Raw genomic sequence first — 16,727 nt, forward strand, 5'->3', positions numbered from 1 at the left:
TTTTTCCATACCTCCTTATCAGGGCCTACCTGGCCTATAAATAGTAAGTTTTTAAGAGCCTCACCAAGGCAGCTCTTTGCCCTTTCCGCCAAAGTTCGGCAAAGCCTTATTAGGGACGATCAGAGTCATTGCCACTCTCAGCCAACCCCCTATGAGTGGGGCATGCTTCAAAGTGAGATTTCTTCAAGATCGCTAACGGCTCGGTAATTTCTGCGCCATTTTCTTTATAGATTGCGAGGTCTGCAGCAAAGAGGAGATTGCGGGTCAAAACCCACCGGAAATGACCATAAATGTTGTTGGACTCGACAAGGTAATAGTCCTCGGCAGTTTGGTCTTCGTAGGCTCCGATTCGGTAAATCCCAGGCAGGATCCTGAATATTGGCCATCGCAAGATTTTGGCCGCGTCGTCGTCATCGGCCGCCAGCCAGATGCGAGCGTCCATATTACTGTTTGAATAGCTTTTAGGGCTTGGGTTTAGTGCCCAGACCTCTGATATGAAGTTTTTAGTGATGGGATTCTTAGCCACATGCACTGCTAAGGCCCCTCCTAGGGAATAACCCGCCACCACCAGCCTTTCATTCGGATATCTATTATGTATTTGCTGCACGTAGCGAACAGCCAGCTTGAACTGACTCTTACTAAACAAGAGGTTGGTTTCCCACCAATCGTCAAGATCGTTGGATCCAGTGAATGCGATGATGATTTCCTGCAAATCCACGGGATCTTTCTGCGAATATAATTCGAAGGTAGCCACCTCAAAACCGGACCTATCTCGTACCGGTCGATCTACCTCCACCAAACGCGCTGGTCTTGCAAAATAATGATCGCGGTCTTCCGGTCTGCCGCCTTGCAGCACGAGCGTTGAAGCCAGAGCGTAGATATATCCCCGCCGCGCAATCCTGAGCTGCTTCTCGCCGAAGGGCGCAGGCAAATCGTGTAAGTACCGATCGCTACACCAAACCTCCCCTCCTTCATAATCGGAGTAACGAATCAATCCACATCCAGATAATAGAAGAGGAAATATCAGCACCCAGACCAATTTATCCATATCACATCCTTATTGAATTCCCGCTAGTTCAGTATCTCGAATCAGCGGAATCGCTTCCCTATAGCGCAGCGGAAATACTTTTCTTAAACCTCAACAGTAGCAGAGAACTCTCGATGACTGAGCAGAATTGCCTCTTCCTCAATATTTCTGGTTCATTCAGAGCTAGAAAATTCGGTCTGTCGCTGCCTGGAGTTCGAGAGAATGGCAATAATCTATACATTGAAATGAGCGATAAGATTTCATTCTCAGGTAGGAAAGGTCGAAAGCCTTGTTCTCAACATACAGTATGTAAGTCATTGATATCGCGTTGCGGCAAAATATGCGCTAAATACGTCGCACTTACGCGAATTTATGAGCATTTTTAGGCAGTTACGGGGACAAAAACCCAATTTTGACATGGTAGAGGTCCGCGGTTCGAATCCGCGTGGTCCTACCATCCCTGCAAGAAAAAAGTCACTTAGAGCGAAAGCCAAGTGGCTTTTTTTGTGTCCGCACAGATAACACCCCGAGCGGTTACTTACTGATCCCGACGCCTGCTTAGAACCTGTTGTTGTCCTCCAGGCCCGTACCCGCGCGACCCGGGATGCTGTTGAAATAATCCGAGCGTATCTCGTCTATCTCTCCCGTCGACCGCATCTCACTCAATACTTTATCGAGTGGTTCGACAAGTCTCAGATTTTTCTTGTGTAAATAATGATACAACGCTTCCGAATGAAGTACGGGGCTCACTACCTCCACATTCGTGAAGGGCGAATGCAAAACGGAGATTCGTGCGTTGATATCGGGCAGTAGCGTGTATTTCGCTCTTCCGAGACTGACCATTGCCAGCGCCTGATTGATGTTGACCACAAACATGCACTTGATGCGATGGGCGTTGACCAGGTGCTCTACTATGACAACGCCTCTCACGCACAGCGGATCGTCTCGAATATCCTCAATTCTCTGGATGTCAGGGCTATCGGGCTGTCCAACTGCAACCACGTTAACAACGTTGATGGCTGTCGGTACCGTATGCAAATTCGGATAGATCGAGGCCAAATTGGCAACCCGCGACACTTCGCCATCGTAGGTACCGTTGTTCGCGGATATCAATGAGCGAAGATTGGGGAGTTTGTGGACAACGAGCTCGTAACCCAACCTGTCGTAGGCTTTACGCAAAACCCTGATTGAAACATCTTGCACGAAGGCATCTTCAGGCGCTGTCAGATGAATTGTGGGCCGCACCGAAGGGCCACCAGCACGCTCCTCACCGCCCTCCTTTGGTGGATAATGGATAGAGGCTACCTGATTGTCTTGCTCCGCTACTTCACCTCCCGGATCTGCGGACGTTGACGTTGCAAAGCAGCTGATGCTGGCGCACAGACACACTGGGAGCCAATCTCTGAAGCAGCTCCGTATGTAGACTGCTGTAGCCTTTGACCGGAAGAGAACCATCGTTTTCATTATCCAATCGTTCGTGAACATCGGCAGGGCGGGTAAGACCCCTTCATCATACCTGCATTATGTCCCGGAAAACTAACGCCCGCCGGGTCAGCCCGCCCGGCTGACCCTTTCCCCTGCCCCATCCGTCTGCGAAGCAAACCATCGGACGCCTAACCGTGTTAGTCTTCCAACATTCCACTACGCTGGCTTCGCTGACTTTGGAGGACCCTGTGACTGCATTCACCTTCAACACCACCAAAAGCGTCATTTGCGAGCCCGGAGCCATCAAGCGCCTCGGGACTCTCGCGAGGGAGCAGATCGGCGCCAGGGTATTGCTTGTTACCGACCCCGGCCTCGTGAAGGCAGGCCTCATTGACTCGGCTATCAACTCCCTGAACGAGGCCGGCGTGCATTACGAGCTATTCGGAGACGTGGTCGCCGACCCACCCGTCTCGGTGGTGGAGGCCGCCCTCGCGCAGGCACGCGCTTCCAGCATCGATGGCGTAATCGGCTTTGGCGGTGGCTCCTCCATGGATGTGGCCAAACTGATCGCACTGCTCATTGGCGGTGGCGAAAAGCTCGATGACGTGTATGGGGTTGGTCAGGCCAAGGGGCAGCGGTTACCGCTGATCCAGATTCCGACCACGGCGGGAACCGGCTCGGAGGTGACGCCCATCTCGATCATCACGGTCGGCGACACCGAGAAGAAAGGCGTGGTGGCACCGCAGCTGCTGCCAGACATCGCCCTGCTTGATGCCGAGCTGACGCTGGGGCTCCCGGCCCATGTCACCGCCGCTACCGGCATCGACGCCATGGTGCACGCCATTGAAAGCTACACCTCGGCCTCCGCCAACAACAATCCCGTCTCTCGGGCGCTCGCTCGTGAAGCCCTGCGATTGCTGGGCGCGAATATTGAAACCGCGGTGAAGGACGGTCGGAATGTCCGGGCGCGCTCCGACATGCTGTTGGGAGCCATGCTTGCGGGCCAGGCTTTTGCCAACTCTCCGGTCGCCGCTGTCCATGCCCTGGCTTATCCGATTGGTGGCATTTTCCATGTACCCCATGGCCTGTCCAACGCCCTGGTGCTGCCCCATGTGATGCGCTTCAACGCCGAGCTCTGTAATGAGTCCTATGCAGTGCTGGCAACGGATGCCTTTCCGGATCTTGCCTCAACGCCGGCAGAGCAGCGAACCCGGGAGTTTATCGATCGCCTCGAGGCACTGAGTGCGGATCTGGGCCTGGAGCAGACACTTCGCGAGGTGGGCGTTAACGAACCGGATCTGCCCGTTCTGGCCGCGGACGCCATGAAGCAGACCCGACTGCTCGTGAACAATCCCAGGGTAGTGACGGAAGCAGACGCCCTGGCCATCTACCAGGCGGCGTATTAAGAGGCGACAAATAATGCAACGTGACCAATTCAGGGTGTTCTACCCGGTATCCACCCGCTGGATGGATAACGATGTCTACGGGCACGTGAACAATGTCACCTACTACTCGTATTTCGACTCAACCATCAACCGGTATCTGATTGAAGAAGGTGGCCTGGATATACACAACGCGCCGGTGGTGGGCTTTGTGGTGAGCTCGTCCTGCCAGTTCCGCCGGCCGGTGGCCTATCCCGACGCGCTATCGGTCGGCCTCCGGGTCCTGAAACTGGGCAACAGTTCGGTGACCTACGAGCTCGGCATATTCAGGGAATCGGACAGCGAAGCTTCAGCGGTCGGCCAGGTGGTACATGTGTTTGTGGATCGCGAAGAGAACCGTTCGGTCAGCATTCCTGCGCCCATCCGGCATTGCCTTGAGGCAGTGGCTGCTGACTGAACGTTATACCTGGTAAAAGTCCCGATACCAGTCCACAAACCGGCCAATGCCCTCTTCCACGGGCGTTGCCGGCTTGTAACCGACGTCCGCTATCAGGTCATCGACATTGGCGTAGGTGGCCGGCACATCGCCCGGCTGGAGTGGCAGGAGGTTTTTCTCGGCCTTCTTGCCGACCTTCGCCTCGATAATCTCAATGAAGCGTGACAGCTCCACCGGATTGTTGCTGCCGATGTTGTACAGCCGGTACGGGGCCTTGCTGGTGCCAGGATCCGGCGTTGCGCCGCTCCAGTCATCGTTGGGTTCCGCCACATGATCGAGGGTGCGGATGACACCCTCAACGATGTCGTCGATGTAGGTGAAGTCCCGGCGATGATGGCCGTGGTTGAACACGTCGATGGGTTCCCCGGCGAGGATCTTCTTCGTGAAGATAAACAGCGCCATGTCCGGCCGGCCCCAGGGTCCGTAGACGGTAAAAAACCGCAAACCGGTGGTGGGCAGGTTGTACAGATGGCTGTAAGTGTGGGCCATCAGCTCGTTGGCCTTCTTGGAGGCGGCGTAGAGGCTGAGGGGGTGGTCCACATTGTCGTGCACCGAGAACGGCATGGTCTCGTTGGCACCGTAGACGGAGCTGCTGGAGGCGTACACCAGGTGCTGCACGCCATTATGGCGACAGCCCTCCAGAATATTCATGAACCCCACCAGATTTGCGTCCACATAAGCGTGGGGGTTCTCCAGGGAGTAACGGACACCGGCCTGGGCCGCCAGGTGCACCACCCGGTCGGGCCGGTGCTTGGCAAACAGCGACGCCATGGATGCACGGTCGGCGACATCCTGACGTACTTCCAGGAAACCCTTCTTGCCGCTCAGACGCGCCAGCCGGGCCTCCTTGAGGTTTACATCGTAGTAGTCGTTGACGTTATCCACGCCAATCACCTCATCGCCGCGATCAAGCAGCCGATGGGCAAGGTGCGATCCGATAAAGCCGGCAGTACCGGTGACAAGAATCTTCAAGTGTCTCTCCCTGGAGTCTATGTCGGGATCAGAAGGTTACGCCCGCACTAACGAACGGCCCGCCAATCTCAACGTCCAGCCGATCGTCTCCGTCTTCGTAATCGATCGACATCTGGCGGTAACCCGCCCGCAACTGAACCAGCGCGATCTCAAACTGACCAAAGGCGTTGAAATCGTGCAGGGAATCGCCGTCATAGCTGATCAGGTTGCCTTCTGCACCCACGGAAACACCGGTAAACGGCAGATCAAAGCGCGCGGCGAGGTAGCCCATGGGGATCACGGCATCCACTTCCGTGCGGTTCACCCGATTGGCGCCGGCCTGCTCCTGGACCACCAGCTCACCGCTCAGGTCACGCGCCGTCACGCCCAGGTCGAGGTTGACCCAGTTGTCGAGCACTTCGTAATAGAAGGTGAAGTCGAGCTGTTCCAGATCCAGGTCCGAGCGCACGTCCACACCGGTACCTACCGTGGTGATATCGCCGAAATCCGCACCCAGCTCACCCTGGCCGCTTTGCTGGACCAGCGTGTAGTTCAGACGAACGTTCGGCAACACCGGCACCGGATGCTCAACGTAGAGCGAGGCATTGGCGTTGGTGTCGTTGTCCAGGTTCAGATCGTTCTCAACATCCACCACATCGTTGTTTGTGGCGGCCTTACCGGAAAGATCGGAATCCCAGTAACTTACGCTGGCACCCAGCCCAACCACATCGGCCTGGGACATCGGCGCCACCAGAATCAGTGAACCGCCTACAGCTAGCATCAGTTTACGCATAACGCACCTTTTGGAATTGTAGTGAGTGGTAATCAGTCGAACTGGATGCCCAGCCGGCGACCGACTTCCTCATAGGTTTCAATAACCTCGCCCAATCCCTGGCGGAAACGGTCCTTGTCCATTTTCTTGCGGGTCTCCTTGTCCCAGATCCGACAGCCGTCCGGGCTGAATTCGTCGCCCAGAACAATCTGGCCACCGCTGCGACCAAATTCCAGCTTGTAGTCGACCAGCATCATTCCGGCATCATCGAACAGTGCCTTGAGCACATCATTCACCTTGTAGGTGAGTGTCTTCATCTGGCCGAGTTCCTGCTCAGTGGCCCAGCCAAAGCTGACCGCCAGTGACTCATTCACCATGGGGTCGTGCAACGCATCGTTCTTGAGAAACAGTTCATAGGTGGGCGGATTGAGGGCCTTGCCCTCCTCAACACCCAGCCGGCGGCACAGACTGCCCGCAGACACGTTGCGAACGACGCACTCCACCGGAATCATGTCGAGCTTCTTGACCAGAGATTCGGTAGACGACAGCAGACCCTCGAAATGCGTCGGCACGCCGGCGGCTTCCAGCTTTTCCATGATGAAGGCGTTGAACTTGTTGTTCACCATGCCCTTGCGATTCAGCTGTTCTTTCTTTTCTCCGTCGAAGGCCGAGGTATCGTCCCGGAACACCATGACGAACCGCTCGGGATCGTCGGTACGGTAGACGGATTTTGCCTTGCCGGCGTAGAGTTCTTCGCGCTTTTCCATTAGAAATCTCCGAAAAACGGCCGCCACGGGCGGCCACCTTCTCAATCAGTATAGGTAATCGAACAGCTGTTCCAGCAACTCGGCCGGCGATCGGCTGGCCTCGGTACCCGGTAGTTGCTGCGCCGAGATCACAACGACGTCTGCCTCCTGGCGAAGCATGACAGTGTGGGTATGCTCTGGTGAGGACTCTGAACTGAACCAGCTGAACCAGCCAGGGTCGCGCTCATCCTCGGTACGGAAGTCCACCTGGAACCATCCTTCGCTGCGGTTCAGGTCAACCACCGGAATCCCAGAATCGCCCAGGGCCCGGTTCACCTCGGCCCAGGAGCGCCCGTAATCCAGCTCCATGCGGATGGCCACGGCTTCGTCGTTCTCGGAGATCAGCCTCACCAGGGGATCGCTCACCATTCCTGAGGCCGCCCGGGAGAATGCCTTGGTTTCTTCCTGGGCACGCAGGAAGTCACCCATGTCTGCCAGCAGCCGTTTCTGGAACGCCAGTGCTTCTTCTGTGAGTTCGGCGGTGGTGCTCCAGGGAATCAGTTCATCGGGCTGATCCTCAACGTTCACCCGGCGGACCTGTATCTCGGTGGTCTTGCGACGAACGCCCGGCGCCATCCGGACCTGCACCAGCACTTTCTGTTCACCGGCGGACGGATTGTCGGGCAGCTCCGCCAGTTGCCGCGCACGCTTGCTGAAATTCACCAGTTCGGTCTGCAACAGCCCGAGCTGCGGGCTATCAAAACTGACACCCAGCCCACGATCGCTCAGGTAGCTGTTGACCGCTGGCCAGAGCCGGCCGGGCACGTCGTTCACCAAAAGCCAGACACGTCCGTCGAGCTCTTCAATCGCGTAATTCTCGTCGAGGATATCGGAGGTCATGTCCGGGGGCCGAGGGATGTCGGACGGGTACATCTTGCTGGCGTCCGCGGGCTTGACGTCGCGAATCGGCATGGTCTGGCTGAAGCGGGATTTGTCAGCGGATTCGGGCAGCTCAAGCGGCTGCCCCTCCGGCGCATTCACATACCGCTCCGAGCGGTCTTCAACGAGGCTGCAGCCGGCAACTGACGTAAGCAGCAGAACGCCGGACACGGCCGCAGCACGCTGGAACAGGGGCAATTTCTTTGACATGAGGGTACTACCGGTTCTCTGTGGAACCTGCATCAGGTGACTCCGGGCTTGGAAACGTTTGGACAATCTCAGAGTACACCTGAGGCCTTGAGGGCATCTTCCACTTCTCCGTGGAACTTCTCGCTCAACGGAGTGAGCGGCAGGCGAATGCCCTCGCCGATCATTCCCATCCGATGCAGGGCCCATTTTACCGGAATCGGGTTGGCTTCGAGGAAGAGCTTGCGGTTCAGCGGCATAAGCAGCTCGTTCAGGCGCTCAGTCTCCTCCCGGTTGCCGGCAATGGCGGCTTCACACAGCTGTGACATGCCTTTGGGTGCCACGTTCGCGGTCACCGACACGTTGCCCTTGGCACCCGCCAGCATCAGCTCGGCGGCGGTGGCGTCGTCACCCGAGTACACGGCAAGTCGGCCCTCGAGTGCCTGGATGAGCTCGGCACCCCGGGGGATGTTCCCGGTGGCGTCTTTGATACCGACAATATTCGGGATGTCAGCCAGGCGCAGAACGGTCTCGTTCAGCATGTCGCACGCGGTACGGCCAGGCACGTTGTACAGCATCTGGCTCATGCCCGGGACGGCTTCGGCAATGGCTTTGAAATGGCGGTACAGGCCTTCCTGGGTGGGCTTGTTGTAGTACGGCACCACCAGCAGACAGGCATCAGCGCCCAGTTTGTGGGCTTCGGTGGTCAGCTCGATCGCTTCGCGGGTGCTGTTGCCCCCGGTGCCGGCGATTACCGGGATACGACCGTTAACCCGCTTGATGATGTGGCCAATTACCCGGCAGTGCTCTTCCGGATCCAGCGTTGCCGACTCGCCGGTGGTTCCGACGGCAACAATGCCGTGAGTACCGTTATCCAGGTGAAAGTCCACCAGCTTGTCCAGATCTTCCCAGTGAATTTCACCGTCTGGATGCATGGGCGTGACCAGTGCGACAAGGCTACCCGTAATCATAAAAGCTCCGTCCGAATAAAACCGATATGGTAATGTTGGGCACGAACTGACACAAGGGAATTAAAGGAGATGTCATGCCCTCCGTTGAGTTAAACAAACCCGTGCCGGATTTTGAAGCACCGGCCACGGGAAACCAGACCATCCGACTGGACGATCTGAAGGGCCGTAATGTGGTGATCTATTTCTACCCCAAGGACAACACGCCGGGGTGCACTACCGAAGGCCAGGATTTCCGGGACCGCATGCAGCAGTTCGAGGAGCTGGACACCGAGATCCTCGGGGTATCCCGAGATGGTCTGAAGGCCCACGAGAACTTCCGCGCCAAGCACGAATTCCCGTTCCACCTGATTTCAGACAAGGACGAAGCGCTCTGTCAGTTGTTTGATGTCATCAAACTGAAAAAGCTGTACGGCAAGGAATACATGGGCGTGGACCGAAGCACGTTCCTGATCGACAAGGAGGGTGTTCTCAGGGGCGAGTGGCGCGGCGTGAAAGTGAAGGGCCATGCCGACGAAGTGCTGGAGGCAGTCAGGGCGCTCTGACGAGCGCCCGTTCAGCTGTCTGGTCGGGAAAGGCTACTTTGCTTGCGTGGTCTCGACCGGAGCAGAGGCGGCATCCTTAACCGGCCAGGCCGCAAAGACCGCCTTCAGCATGGTGGCCAGCGGAATCGCAAAGAACACACCCCAGAGGCCCCAGATGCCGCCGAAGAACAGCACCGCCACGATAATGGCGACCGGATGAAGGTTGTTGACCTCGGAAAAGAGGATGGGCACCAGAACGTTGCCGTCCAGGGCCTGAATAACGCCGTACACCACCATCACCCAGATAAAGTGGCTGCCCCAGCCGAACGCGAACAGGGCGATCACCGCCACCGGAATGGTGACCACGGCAGCACCGATGTATGGAATCACCACGCTCAGGCCCACCAGCAGCGCCAGCAGAGCCGCGTACGGCATGCCCAGCAGCTTGAATGCAATGTAGGTGGCACCGCCCACAATGAGGATCTCCAGCGCCTTGCCGCGAACATAGTTGGCGCACTGCAGGTTCACCTCGTGCCAGATCTGCAGCATCATGGGCCGCTGCGGTGGCAGCAAACGGGCAATGGACCCCAGCAGCACCTCGCGGTCCTTCAGGAAGAAGAACACCAGGATCGGCACCAGCACCATGTAGATCAGCAGCGCGACCAGATCGGGAATACTTGACAGGGAAAACGACACCAACCATTGGGTCAGGTGCCCCACTTCGGTACTCACCTGGCTGTAAACCTGGGCAACCGCTTGGCCCGAAATCAAATGGGGGTACTGCTCCGGTAACAGCTCCAGGTAGGACTGCAGTTCACGGATGATGCGCGGCGCCTCACCGGCGAGGTTGCTGAGCTGGGTCCAGATAAGTGGCAGTAGCCCGAACAGAAAGCCGACCAGCACCCCGAGAAATACCAGGAATACCGTCAGGATTGAGAGGGTTTCCGGGACCCCCAGCCGGTTGAGCTTGGTTACCAGCCCCTGCAGAATAAAGGCAACGATCAGAGAGGCAATGGCCGGGGCGAGCATGGCCCCGAACCAGATCACAAAGACAGTGCCAGTGACCAGTATCAGAAAAAGGATGACCGCTTCTTCATCCGAGAAATATTTGTGGGCAAGACCCCGTAACGTCCTGATCATCGACAACTCCGAATCATTAACCGCCGCACTTTATCACAAACCGGTATTGGCCGGCGGACTCCGAACTGCTCATGAGCTTATGGTCGGACAACTCGAGGAAAGCGGGAATATCCCGGGCAGAACCGGCGTCGGTGGCGATCACCTCGAGCTCTTCGCCAGGCGACATACTGTTGAGTTCCAGCTTGGTCTTCAGCAACGGCATCGGGCAGCGAAGCCCGGACGCATCAAGAACACGATCAACCATCGGGATTACACACCATACGGACAAACTGTAAGGGAATTTAACAAGCGGGCATTGTGCCGGGAGTGATAATGTACTGCATTACAGTCCTCTGCAAGCGGGGGCCCGAACTTTTCACAATGCACTGCTGTCCAACCGGCAGTTCCAGGCAAAGGCATTCTGTATCAGATGATGGCAAGACATTTCCGCACCCGTCCGTTTCCGGCACTGATGAGGAGCGCCCTGCTGGCCCTCGCTCTGGCAGGCACTGCCCTGCCGGCACAGGGGCAGCAGGATAGCCGCTTACCCAGCATCGGTGGCAGTGGCGGCGGTTTGATCGCTGGCCAGCAGGAGTCGGACATTGGCCAACAGGTGATGGTATCCATCCGCCGTTCGGCGCCACGGATCACCGACCCTCTGGTTTACGACTATGTGAATGCCATTACCTATCGCCTGGTTCCCTTCGCCCCCCTGCAGGACCGCGACCTGACCCTGGCACTGATCGACAGTCCGGCGATCAACGCCTTTGCCGTGCCAGGAGGCATTGTTGGGGTGAATGGCGGCCTGTTCCTGAACGCTGCAACGGAACAGCAGTTCGCCTCGGTACTCGCCCACGAACTTGCACACCTCAGCCAGCGGCATTTTGCCCGGCGCATGGAACAGCAGGAAACCAGCGCTCCCCTCACCATGGCCGGCATGATTGCCGGTATCGTGCTGTCAGCGGTTACCCAGTCTGACATCGGTATCGCGGCGATCGCAGGCAGCCAGGCACTGGCGGTACAGAACATGTTGGCGTACAGCCGGGCCCATGAGCAGGAAGCAGACCGCGTGGGCCTTGAGATATTGGCCAACGCCGGGATGGACCCCAGAGGCATGCCCGAGATGTTCGAGATCATGATGCGGCAGAACCGGATGCAGGGGAACCGGCTGCCGGAATACCTCTCAACCCACCCGCTCACCCAGAACCGGGTTGCCGACACCCGAAACCGTGCCGAGCAATACCCTGACGAACGCATCCGTGATGGCCAGGAGTACCACCTGATGCGCAGCCGGCTGCAAGTACACTACGCGCCCTCGGCCGATGTTGCGGTAGAAACCTTCGAGGCCTATCTGGATCGTGAAGACGCCAAGCGCAACGACGCCATTCGCTACGGTTTGGCCGTCGCCTACCTGTCCAATCGACAGCACGAGAAAGCCGCCGAGCTTTTGAATGATCTACTGGCCAGGAACCCCGGTCGAATTACCTTTCTGGTAACCCTGGCGGAAGTACGCCTGGCTCAGAAACGGATGGATGACGCCCGTTCGATCCTTCAGGACGCACTTGCACGCAACCCGGGCAATTACCCGATCACCTTCCAGTTGGCGGAAACCGAGATAGCCGACGGTAACGGCGCGGCAGCAGCTGAACATCTGAAACAACTGACCCGAAGGCTGCCAGGCCAGGAGCACCTGTGGCTGAAGCTCGCCGAAGCAGAGGGAATGGCAAGGAATATTGTCGGCGTTCACCGCGCGCGGGCGGAATACGACGTGCTCATGGGCGACCTGGAGTCGGCCCAGAGGCAACTCAGGCAGGCCCAGGAAAAACTGCCCGCCGGCGCGCCCCAGCGACAGATAGTGACCGAGCGGCTGGCCGAGATCACCAGCCGACTCTACGCCCGAAACAACGGCTGAGGCACCCAGTTGACGCCTCAGGCGTTACCGGCGGCCTTCAGGTTCATATGGGCGGTAAAGTCCAGCATCCGGTGCAGCGGCTTCAATGCCCTTTCCCGCAAAGCCGCATCCACCAGTACTTCCTGATCGCCGTGCTCCAGCACGTGCAGCAAGTTGGCGAGGCCGTTCATCGCCATCCACGGACAGTGGGCACAGCTGCGACAGGTTGCCCCATTGCCCGCAGTGGGCGCCTCAATGAGAGTCTTGTTGGGGGCCAACTGCTGCATCTTGTAGAAGATGCCGTTATCGGTTGCCACGATGAACTGCTCATTGGGAAGGGTCTGCACCGCGTGAATGAGCTGCGAGGTTGAGCCGACCACGTCCGCCATTTCCACCACCGCGTCCGGCGACTCCGGGTGCACCAGCACAGCGGCCTCCGGATACACTGCTTTCAGGTCCTCAAGCCCACGGTACTTGAACTCTTCGTGCACTATGCAGGAGCCGTCCCACAGCAGCATGTCGGCACCGGTCGTCTTCTGCACGTAATGCCCAAGATGTTTGTCGGGTGCCCACAGAATCTTCTCACCACGGGCATCAAGATGCTCCACGATCGCCTGGGCGCAGCTGGACGTTACCACCCAGTCAGCCCTGGCTTTGACCGCCGCCGAGGTATTCGCGTAGACCACCACGGTGCGATCGGGGTGCTGGTCGCAGAATGCGGCAAACTCGTCCTCCGGGCACCCCACGTCCAGGGAACAGGTCGCCTCGAGGGTTGGCATCAGCACCCGCTTTTCCGGGTTCAGGATCTTGGCTGTTTCGCCCATGAACCGGACCCCGGCAACCACCACCGTGGAGGCGGGATGTTGGTTGCCAAACCGGGCCATTTCCAGGGAGTCGGCGACACAGCCACCAGTCTCTTCGGCCAGACGCTGAATGTCCGGATCGGTGTAATAATGCGCCACGAGAACCGCATCCCGGGCCTTCAGGGCCGCCTTGATTCGGGATTCCAGATCAGCTTTCTCACTGGCGCTCAGGGGCTTGGGCTCGGCGGCGTGGGCCAGATGTTCCTGAACAAGGATACGGTCTTCGGCTCGGGTCATTACTGCATCTCTGTGTTGCGTTCACCGGGGCATTATAGCATTGCCGTCCGGGCTTTAATGATTCTGAAACAAATCGCCCAGACACTCGGGGCTTTCAGATACTTGTTTACCTAGGTGGGAACATATACGCAAAAAAAAAGAGCCCGGAGGCTCTTTTTTCACGGAAACCGCCGGCTTCCGTTATTTGGTGGGTCGTGAAGGATTCGAACCTTCGACCAATTGGTTAAAAGCCAACTGCTCTACCAACTGAGCTAACGACCCCTGACTGGCGATTGACGCTTTCGCCCCAATCCGTACCGAATGACTCAGCCCACCCGGCACTTCGTGTTTGGTGGGTCGTGAAGGATTCGAACCTTCGACCAATTGGTTAAAAGCCAACTGCTCTACCAACTGAGCTAACGACCCAAACGAGGCGCATATAGTAATGATTTTTGGCGCCTGATCAACCCCTTTTTTTCCGGATCCCGGACATTTTTACCCGGGGTGTCAGCCGTTGCCGGATTCCAGATAACGACGGGCCAGATCAGCGGCGCTGCTGGAGGGATAATCCTCAAGTACTTTGTTCATGGTCCGGCGGGCATCCTGCTTTTCACCGAGCCGGTCCTGGGTAATTCCTAGCTTGTACACGGCGTCCGGCGCCTTGCGATGATCGGCATACCGCGTTGCAACGATGGTGAATGCCTGTTTTGCCTGTTCCAGCTGCGGCTTCACCAGGTACACCTCACCCAGCCAATAATAGGCGTTCACGGTGAGATCCCCTTCCGGATACTTGTCGATAAACTCGTAAATCCGGGTAATCGCCTCATCGTATTTTTTCTGGTTGCGAATCAGGTCGAGGATCTTTTCATAGGCCTGGCGTTCTTCCGCACCGGGCTGGCGATACTCCTTCATCTGGGGCGCGGTGCCCGCAGCGGCCGGACTGCTGGCTGTGGCAGTCTCCGCCGGTTGGGATGCCAGCTTCTCGGACAGTTCCAGGATGCGCTGATCCAGATCAATGTAGCGATCCCGCCCCTGCTCCTGCAGGCGGTTGATCAGGTGGCGCTGTTCCTCCACCTCGCCCTGGAGGCGTCGAACTTCTCCCTGCAACTGCTGGATCATGTAGAACAATTCGGCCGTGGCCTGGCTGCTACCGGCAGGGCTGGTGTTCTGGGCGGATTGCGCCAACGCCACGCCCGCCTGCCCGAAGGCAAGCGGGAGCAGCACTGCCGCCATGAGCGTTTTTCTCATGGTGCGTCCTGTGTGTTTACTTGAATACGAGTTCTACCCGACGGTTCTGGGCCCAGGCGCTTTCTGTGGAACCCATGACAGCCGGCTTTTCCTCACCATAGCTTACGGTCTCGATCTGGCCACGTGAAGCACCATTAACAATCAGGAAGCGCTGTACGGCATTGGCACGGCGCTCGCCCAGGGCCAGGTTGTATTCCTTGGTTCCACGCTCATCCGCATGGCCTTCCAGGCGCACATTCTGGCCCGGGTTGTTGGCCAGGTACTGGGCATGGGCCACCAGCACGTCGCGGGCTTCCGGCTTGATCTCAGCGGTGTCGAAGTCAAAGTAGAAGGTGGTAATTTCACGCAGCGCAGCCTGTTCTGCCTGCTGACGGGCGGCCATCCGCTCTTCCTCAGTCAGCTGCGAAGAGGACACGCCATCCTGGCCCTCGCCACCGTAAACGGTGGAACCGCCTTCCTGATCAATAGCCGCTACGTCGGAACCGTATTCGCCCTCTTCCTGAGTGCCACCGGTTGAGCTACAACCCGCGACCAGCCCGACGGAGAGCAGAAGCGCAAATGCCTTGGTCTGTGCTGAAAAAATCATGATGCCTTCCTTACAGTTGATGGAGTTAATTTTTTACGGAATGACCCGGGTCCATTGTCCCGTGCCATCACCGAACCAATGGCCCCCAGGCCGGCTCACGGACATCACCCTCGGAGGCCGGCAGGCTGTAGGCAGCACCGCCGTCCGCGGAAATGACCGTGAGCACATTCGTCCCGTTCTGCCGCGTTGCGTAAATCAACATGCGGCCATTGGGCGCGACGCTCGGAGACTCATCAGATTCCGTGCGGGTAAGGATGGTTTCCTCCCCGGTTCTCAGATCGGTACGGGCAATGTGAAACGCCCGATCCCGCTGGTGTACATAATAGACATATCGACCCTTGTTATCCGGCCTCGGGCGGGCGTTATACCGGCTGCCGAATGTGATACGCCGGGGCTCGGCGCCGGGGGTCTCCATGTGATAGATCTGCGGCCCGCCGGACCGGTCCGAGGTAAAGAAAATGCCCTCTCCGCTGGCGTCCCAGCTTGCCTCGGTATCAATGGCCCAGTGGTTGGTCAGCTTGGTCAACTGCCGGGTGGCCAGATCCATGCGATAGATTTCCGCATTTCCGTCCTTGGAGAGGGTCATCAGCAGGGATTTGCCATCCTCGGACCAGGCTGGCGCGGAATTCAGCCCCGGAAAATCCGCTACCTTGGTGCGCTTCCCGGTCGCCAGCTCGTGCACAAAGATTACCGGTTTGCCGGTTTCGAACGACACGTAGGCCAGCTTTTCACCATCCGGCGACCAGGCCGGCGACAGAATCGGCTCCTGGCTTTCCAGCCGAATCCTCGCCCGTTTGCCGTCCACGTCGCTGACCTGCAGTCGATAGCGGGGCTTGCCGTTGGCGGTATCCAGGGTCACATACGCCAGCTTGGTAGAGAAGGCACCCGGCACACCGGTGATCGCTTCATAGACCTTGTCGCTGATGTGGTGCGCCAGAGACCGGACGTTGGACACCGGTGCCGCGGCGGTCTCGCCGAGAATCCGCTCCTCGCGGTTCACATCAAACAGTTCATAGCGGGCCTGAACCCGATCGGCGCTGCGGGTAAGACTGCCCACCAGAACGTAGCGCTGGCCGAGCAGGCGCCAGTCGCGAAAGAAGACGTCCTCTCGCCTGGACGGGAGACTCAGCATTTTTTCCGGTGGCAGGGTACGGAATTCTCCGGTCATGGTCAGATCTGACTGAACGATACTGCTCACCTTGTCGCCCGGGGGCATCTGACCAGACTCAGCAAAAGGCACCACGGCTACCGGAATGGCCGACCCGGCGCCTTCGGTAATCCGGATCAACAGTTCCGCCCGAGCACCGCCAGCCGTCGCAACACCCAGCACCAGCACGGTGAACAGGGTTATCAATGGTTTCTGCCAACTCCAAACCTTCATGGTGTCA

The 16,727-nt window shown here is 58.0% G+C and carries 17 protein-coding genes and 3 tRNA genes; 5 read left to right on the plus strand and 15 right to left on the minus strand.

Annotation, left to right across the window (positions count from 1 at the left end; all coding sequences use genetic code 11):
• Positions 1-109: 109 nt before the first annotated feature.
• Entirely contained in the window at positions 110-1,048 is a 939-nt protein-coding gene (locus tag AC0J1C_RS09985) for a Tle-like phospholipase domain-containing protein (protein WP_473043723.1), read from the minus strand.
• A 363-nt stretch (positions 1,049-1,411) separates the two neighbouring features.
• Here AC0J1C_RS09985 and AC0J1C_RS09990 point away from each other — a divergent pair.
• A tRNA-Val gene (locus tag AC0J1C_RS09990) sits at positions 1,412-1,484 on the plus strand.
• A gap of 101 nt (positions 1,485-1,585) precedes the next feature.
• Here the strand turns inward: AC0J1C_RS09990 and AC0J1C_RS09995 are convergent.
• Complete coding sequence (locus AC0J1C_RS09995) at positions 1,586-2,491, minus strand: substrate-binding periplasmic protein (protein WP_473043724.1); 906 nt, start codon at positions 2,489-2,491, stop codon at positions 1,586-1,588.
• Between the two features lie 209 nt (positions 2,492-2,700).
• Here AC0J1C_RS09995 and AC0J1C_RS10000 point away from each other — a divergent pair, with 209 nt between their 5' ends.
• Together AC0J1C_RS10000 and AC0J1C_RS10005 are read left to right on the plus strand one after the other, a co-directional pair.
• Positions 2,701-3,858, plus strand: a complete 1,158-nt coding sequence (locus tag AC0J1C_RS10000; RefSeq protein ID WP_473043725.1) for an iron-containing alcohol dehydrogenase — start codon at positions 2,701-2,703, stop codon at positions 3,856-3,858.
• A 13-nt stretch (positions 3,859-3,871) separates the two neighbouring features.
• Positions 3,872-4,291, plus strand: coding sequence for an acyl-CoA thioesterase (locus tag AC0J1C_RS10005; protein WP_473043726.1), 420 nt, complete (start codon positions 3,872-3,874; stop codon positions 4,289-4,291).
• Positions 4,292-4,294: 3 nt separating this feature from the next.
• On the opposite strand, the gene AC0J1C_RS10010 is transcribed toward AC0J1C_RS10005, so the two are convergent.
• The 5 genes from AC0J1C_RS10010 to dapA form a co-directional block, all read right to left on the minus strand.
• Positions 4,295-5,302 (minus strand): NAD-dependent epimerase, encoded by a 1,008-nt coding sequence (locus tag AC0J1C_RS10010; RefSeq protein WP_473043727.1) that lies wholly within the window; start codon positions 5,300-5,302, stop codon positions 4,295-4,297.
• Between the two features lie 28 nt (positions 5,303-5,330).
• Positions 5,331-6,074: a TIGR04219 family outer membrane beta-barrel protein gene (locus AC0J1C_RS10015; RefSeq protein ID WP_473043728.1), complete on the minus strand. Its 744-nt coding sequence runs from the start codon at positions 6,072-6,074 to the stop codon at positions 5,331-5,333.
• A gap of 32 nt (positions 6,075-6,106) precedes the next feature.
• Positions 6,107-6,820 carry a phosphoribosylaminoimidazolesuccinocarboxamide synthase gene (gene purC, locus AC0J1C_RS10020; RefSeq protein WP_375191874.1) on the minus strand — a complete coding sequence of 238 codons (714 nt, stop codon included), beginning with the start codon at positions 6,818-6,820 and terminating at the stop codon, positions 6,107-6,109.
• Positions 6,821-6,865: 45 nt separating this feature from the next.
• On the minus strand, positions 6,866-7,948 hold the full coding sequence (gene bamC / locus AC0J1C_RS10025) for an outer membrane protein assembly factor BamC (RefSeq protein WP_473043729.1): 1,083 nt from the start codon (positions 7,946-7,948) through the stop codon (positions 6,866-6,868).
• 68 nt (positions 7,949-8,016) lie between these two features.
• Positions 8,017-8,895, minus strand: a complete 879-nt coding sequence (gene dapA, locus AC0J1C_RS10030) for a 4-hydroxy-tetrahydrodipicolinate synthase (protein WP_091985791.1) — start codon at positions 8,893-8,895, stop codon at positions 8,017-8,019.
• 74 nt (positions 8,896-8,969) lie between these two features.
• Here dapA and AC0J1C_RS10035 point away from each other — a divergent pair, with 74 nt between their 5' ends.
• The gene (locus tag AC0J1C_RS10035; protein ID WP_375191876.1) at positions 8,970-9,437 is read left to right on the plus strand and encodes a peroxiredoxin; all 468 of its coding nucleotides are present in this window, start codon (positions 8,970-8,972) and stop codon (positions 9,435-9,437) included.
• 33 nt (positions 9,438-9,470) lie between these two features.
• Here AC0J1C_RS10035 and AC0J1C_RS10040 read toward each other — a convergent pair whose 3' ends face one another.
• Both AC0J1C_RS10040 and AC0J1C_RS10045 read right to left on the minus strand, forming a co-directional pair.
• Complete coding sequence (locus AC0J1C_RS10040) at positions 9,471-10,556, minus strand: AI-2E family transporter (RefSeq protein WP_473043730.1); 1,086 nt, start codon at positions 10,554-10,556, stop codon at positions 9,471-9,473.
• A 16-nt stretch (positions 10,557-10,572) separates the two neighbouring features.
• Positions 10,573-10,800 carry a sulfurtransferase TusA family protein gene (locus tag AC0J1C_RS10045; protein WP_375191878.1) on the minus strand — a complete coding sequence of 76 codons (228 nt, stop codon included), beginning with the start codon at positions 10,798-10,800 and terminating at the stop codon, positions 10,573-10,575.
• A gap of 168 nt (positions 10,801-10,968) precedes the next feature.
• Between AC0J1C_RS10045 and AC0J1C_RS10050 the strand changes: the two genes are divergently transcribed.
• A complete protein-coding gene (locus tag AC0J1C_RS10050) occupies positions 10,969-12,447 on the plus strand; it encodes a M48 family metalloprotease (protein WP_375191915.1) in 1,479 nt (492 codons plus the stop codon).
• 17 nt (positions 12,448-12,464) lie between these two features.
• On the opposite strand, the gene nadA is transcribed toward AC0J1C_RS10050, so the two are convergent.
• The 6 genes from nadA to tolB form a co-directional block, all read right to left on the minus strand.
• A complete protein-coding gene (nadA, locus tag AC0J1C_RS10055; RefSeq protein WP_473043732.1) occupies positions 12,465-13,526 on the minus strand; it encodes a quinolinate synthase NadA in 1,062 nt (353 codons plus the stop codon).
• Between the two features lie 185 nt (positions 13,527-13,711).
• Positions 13,712-13,787: transfer RNA gene (locus AC0J1C_RS10060), tRNA-Lys, on the minus strand.
• A gap of 68 nt (positions 13,788-13,855) precedes the next feature.
• Positions 13,856-13,931, minus strand: a tRNA-Lys gene (locus AC0J1C_RS10065).
• An 81-nt stretch (positions 13,932-14,012) separates the two neighbouring features.
• A complete protein-coding gene (gene ybgF, locus AC0J1C_RS10070; protein ID WP_473043733.1) occupies positions 14,013-14,753 on the minus strand; it encodes a tol-pal system protein YbgF in 741 nt (246 codons plus the stop codon).
• Positions 14,754-14,769: 16 nt separating this feature from the next.
• Positions 14,770-15,339: a peptidoglycan-associated lipoprotein Pal gene (gene pal / locus AC0J1C_RS10075; protein WP_375191881.1), complete on the minus strand. Its 570-nt coding sequence runs from the start codon at positions 15,337-15,339 to the stop codon at positions 14,770-14,772.
• 67 nt (positions 15,340-15,406) lie between these two features.
• Positions 15,407-16,720, minus strand: coding sequence for a Tol-Pal system beta propeller repeat protein TolB (gene tolB, locus AC0J1C_RS10080; RefSeq protein WP_375191882.1), 1,314 nt, complete (start codon positions 16,718-16,720; stop codon positions 15,407-15,409).
• Positions 16,721-16,727: the final 7 nt, after the last annotated feature.

The organism is Marinobacter sp. E2, from assembly GCF_055755345.1.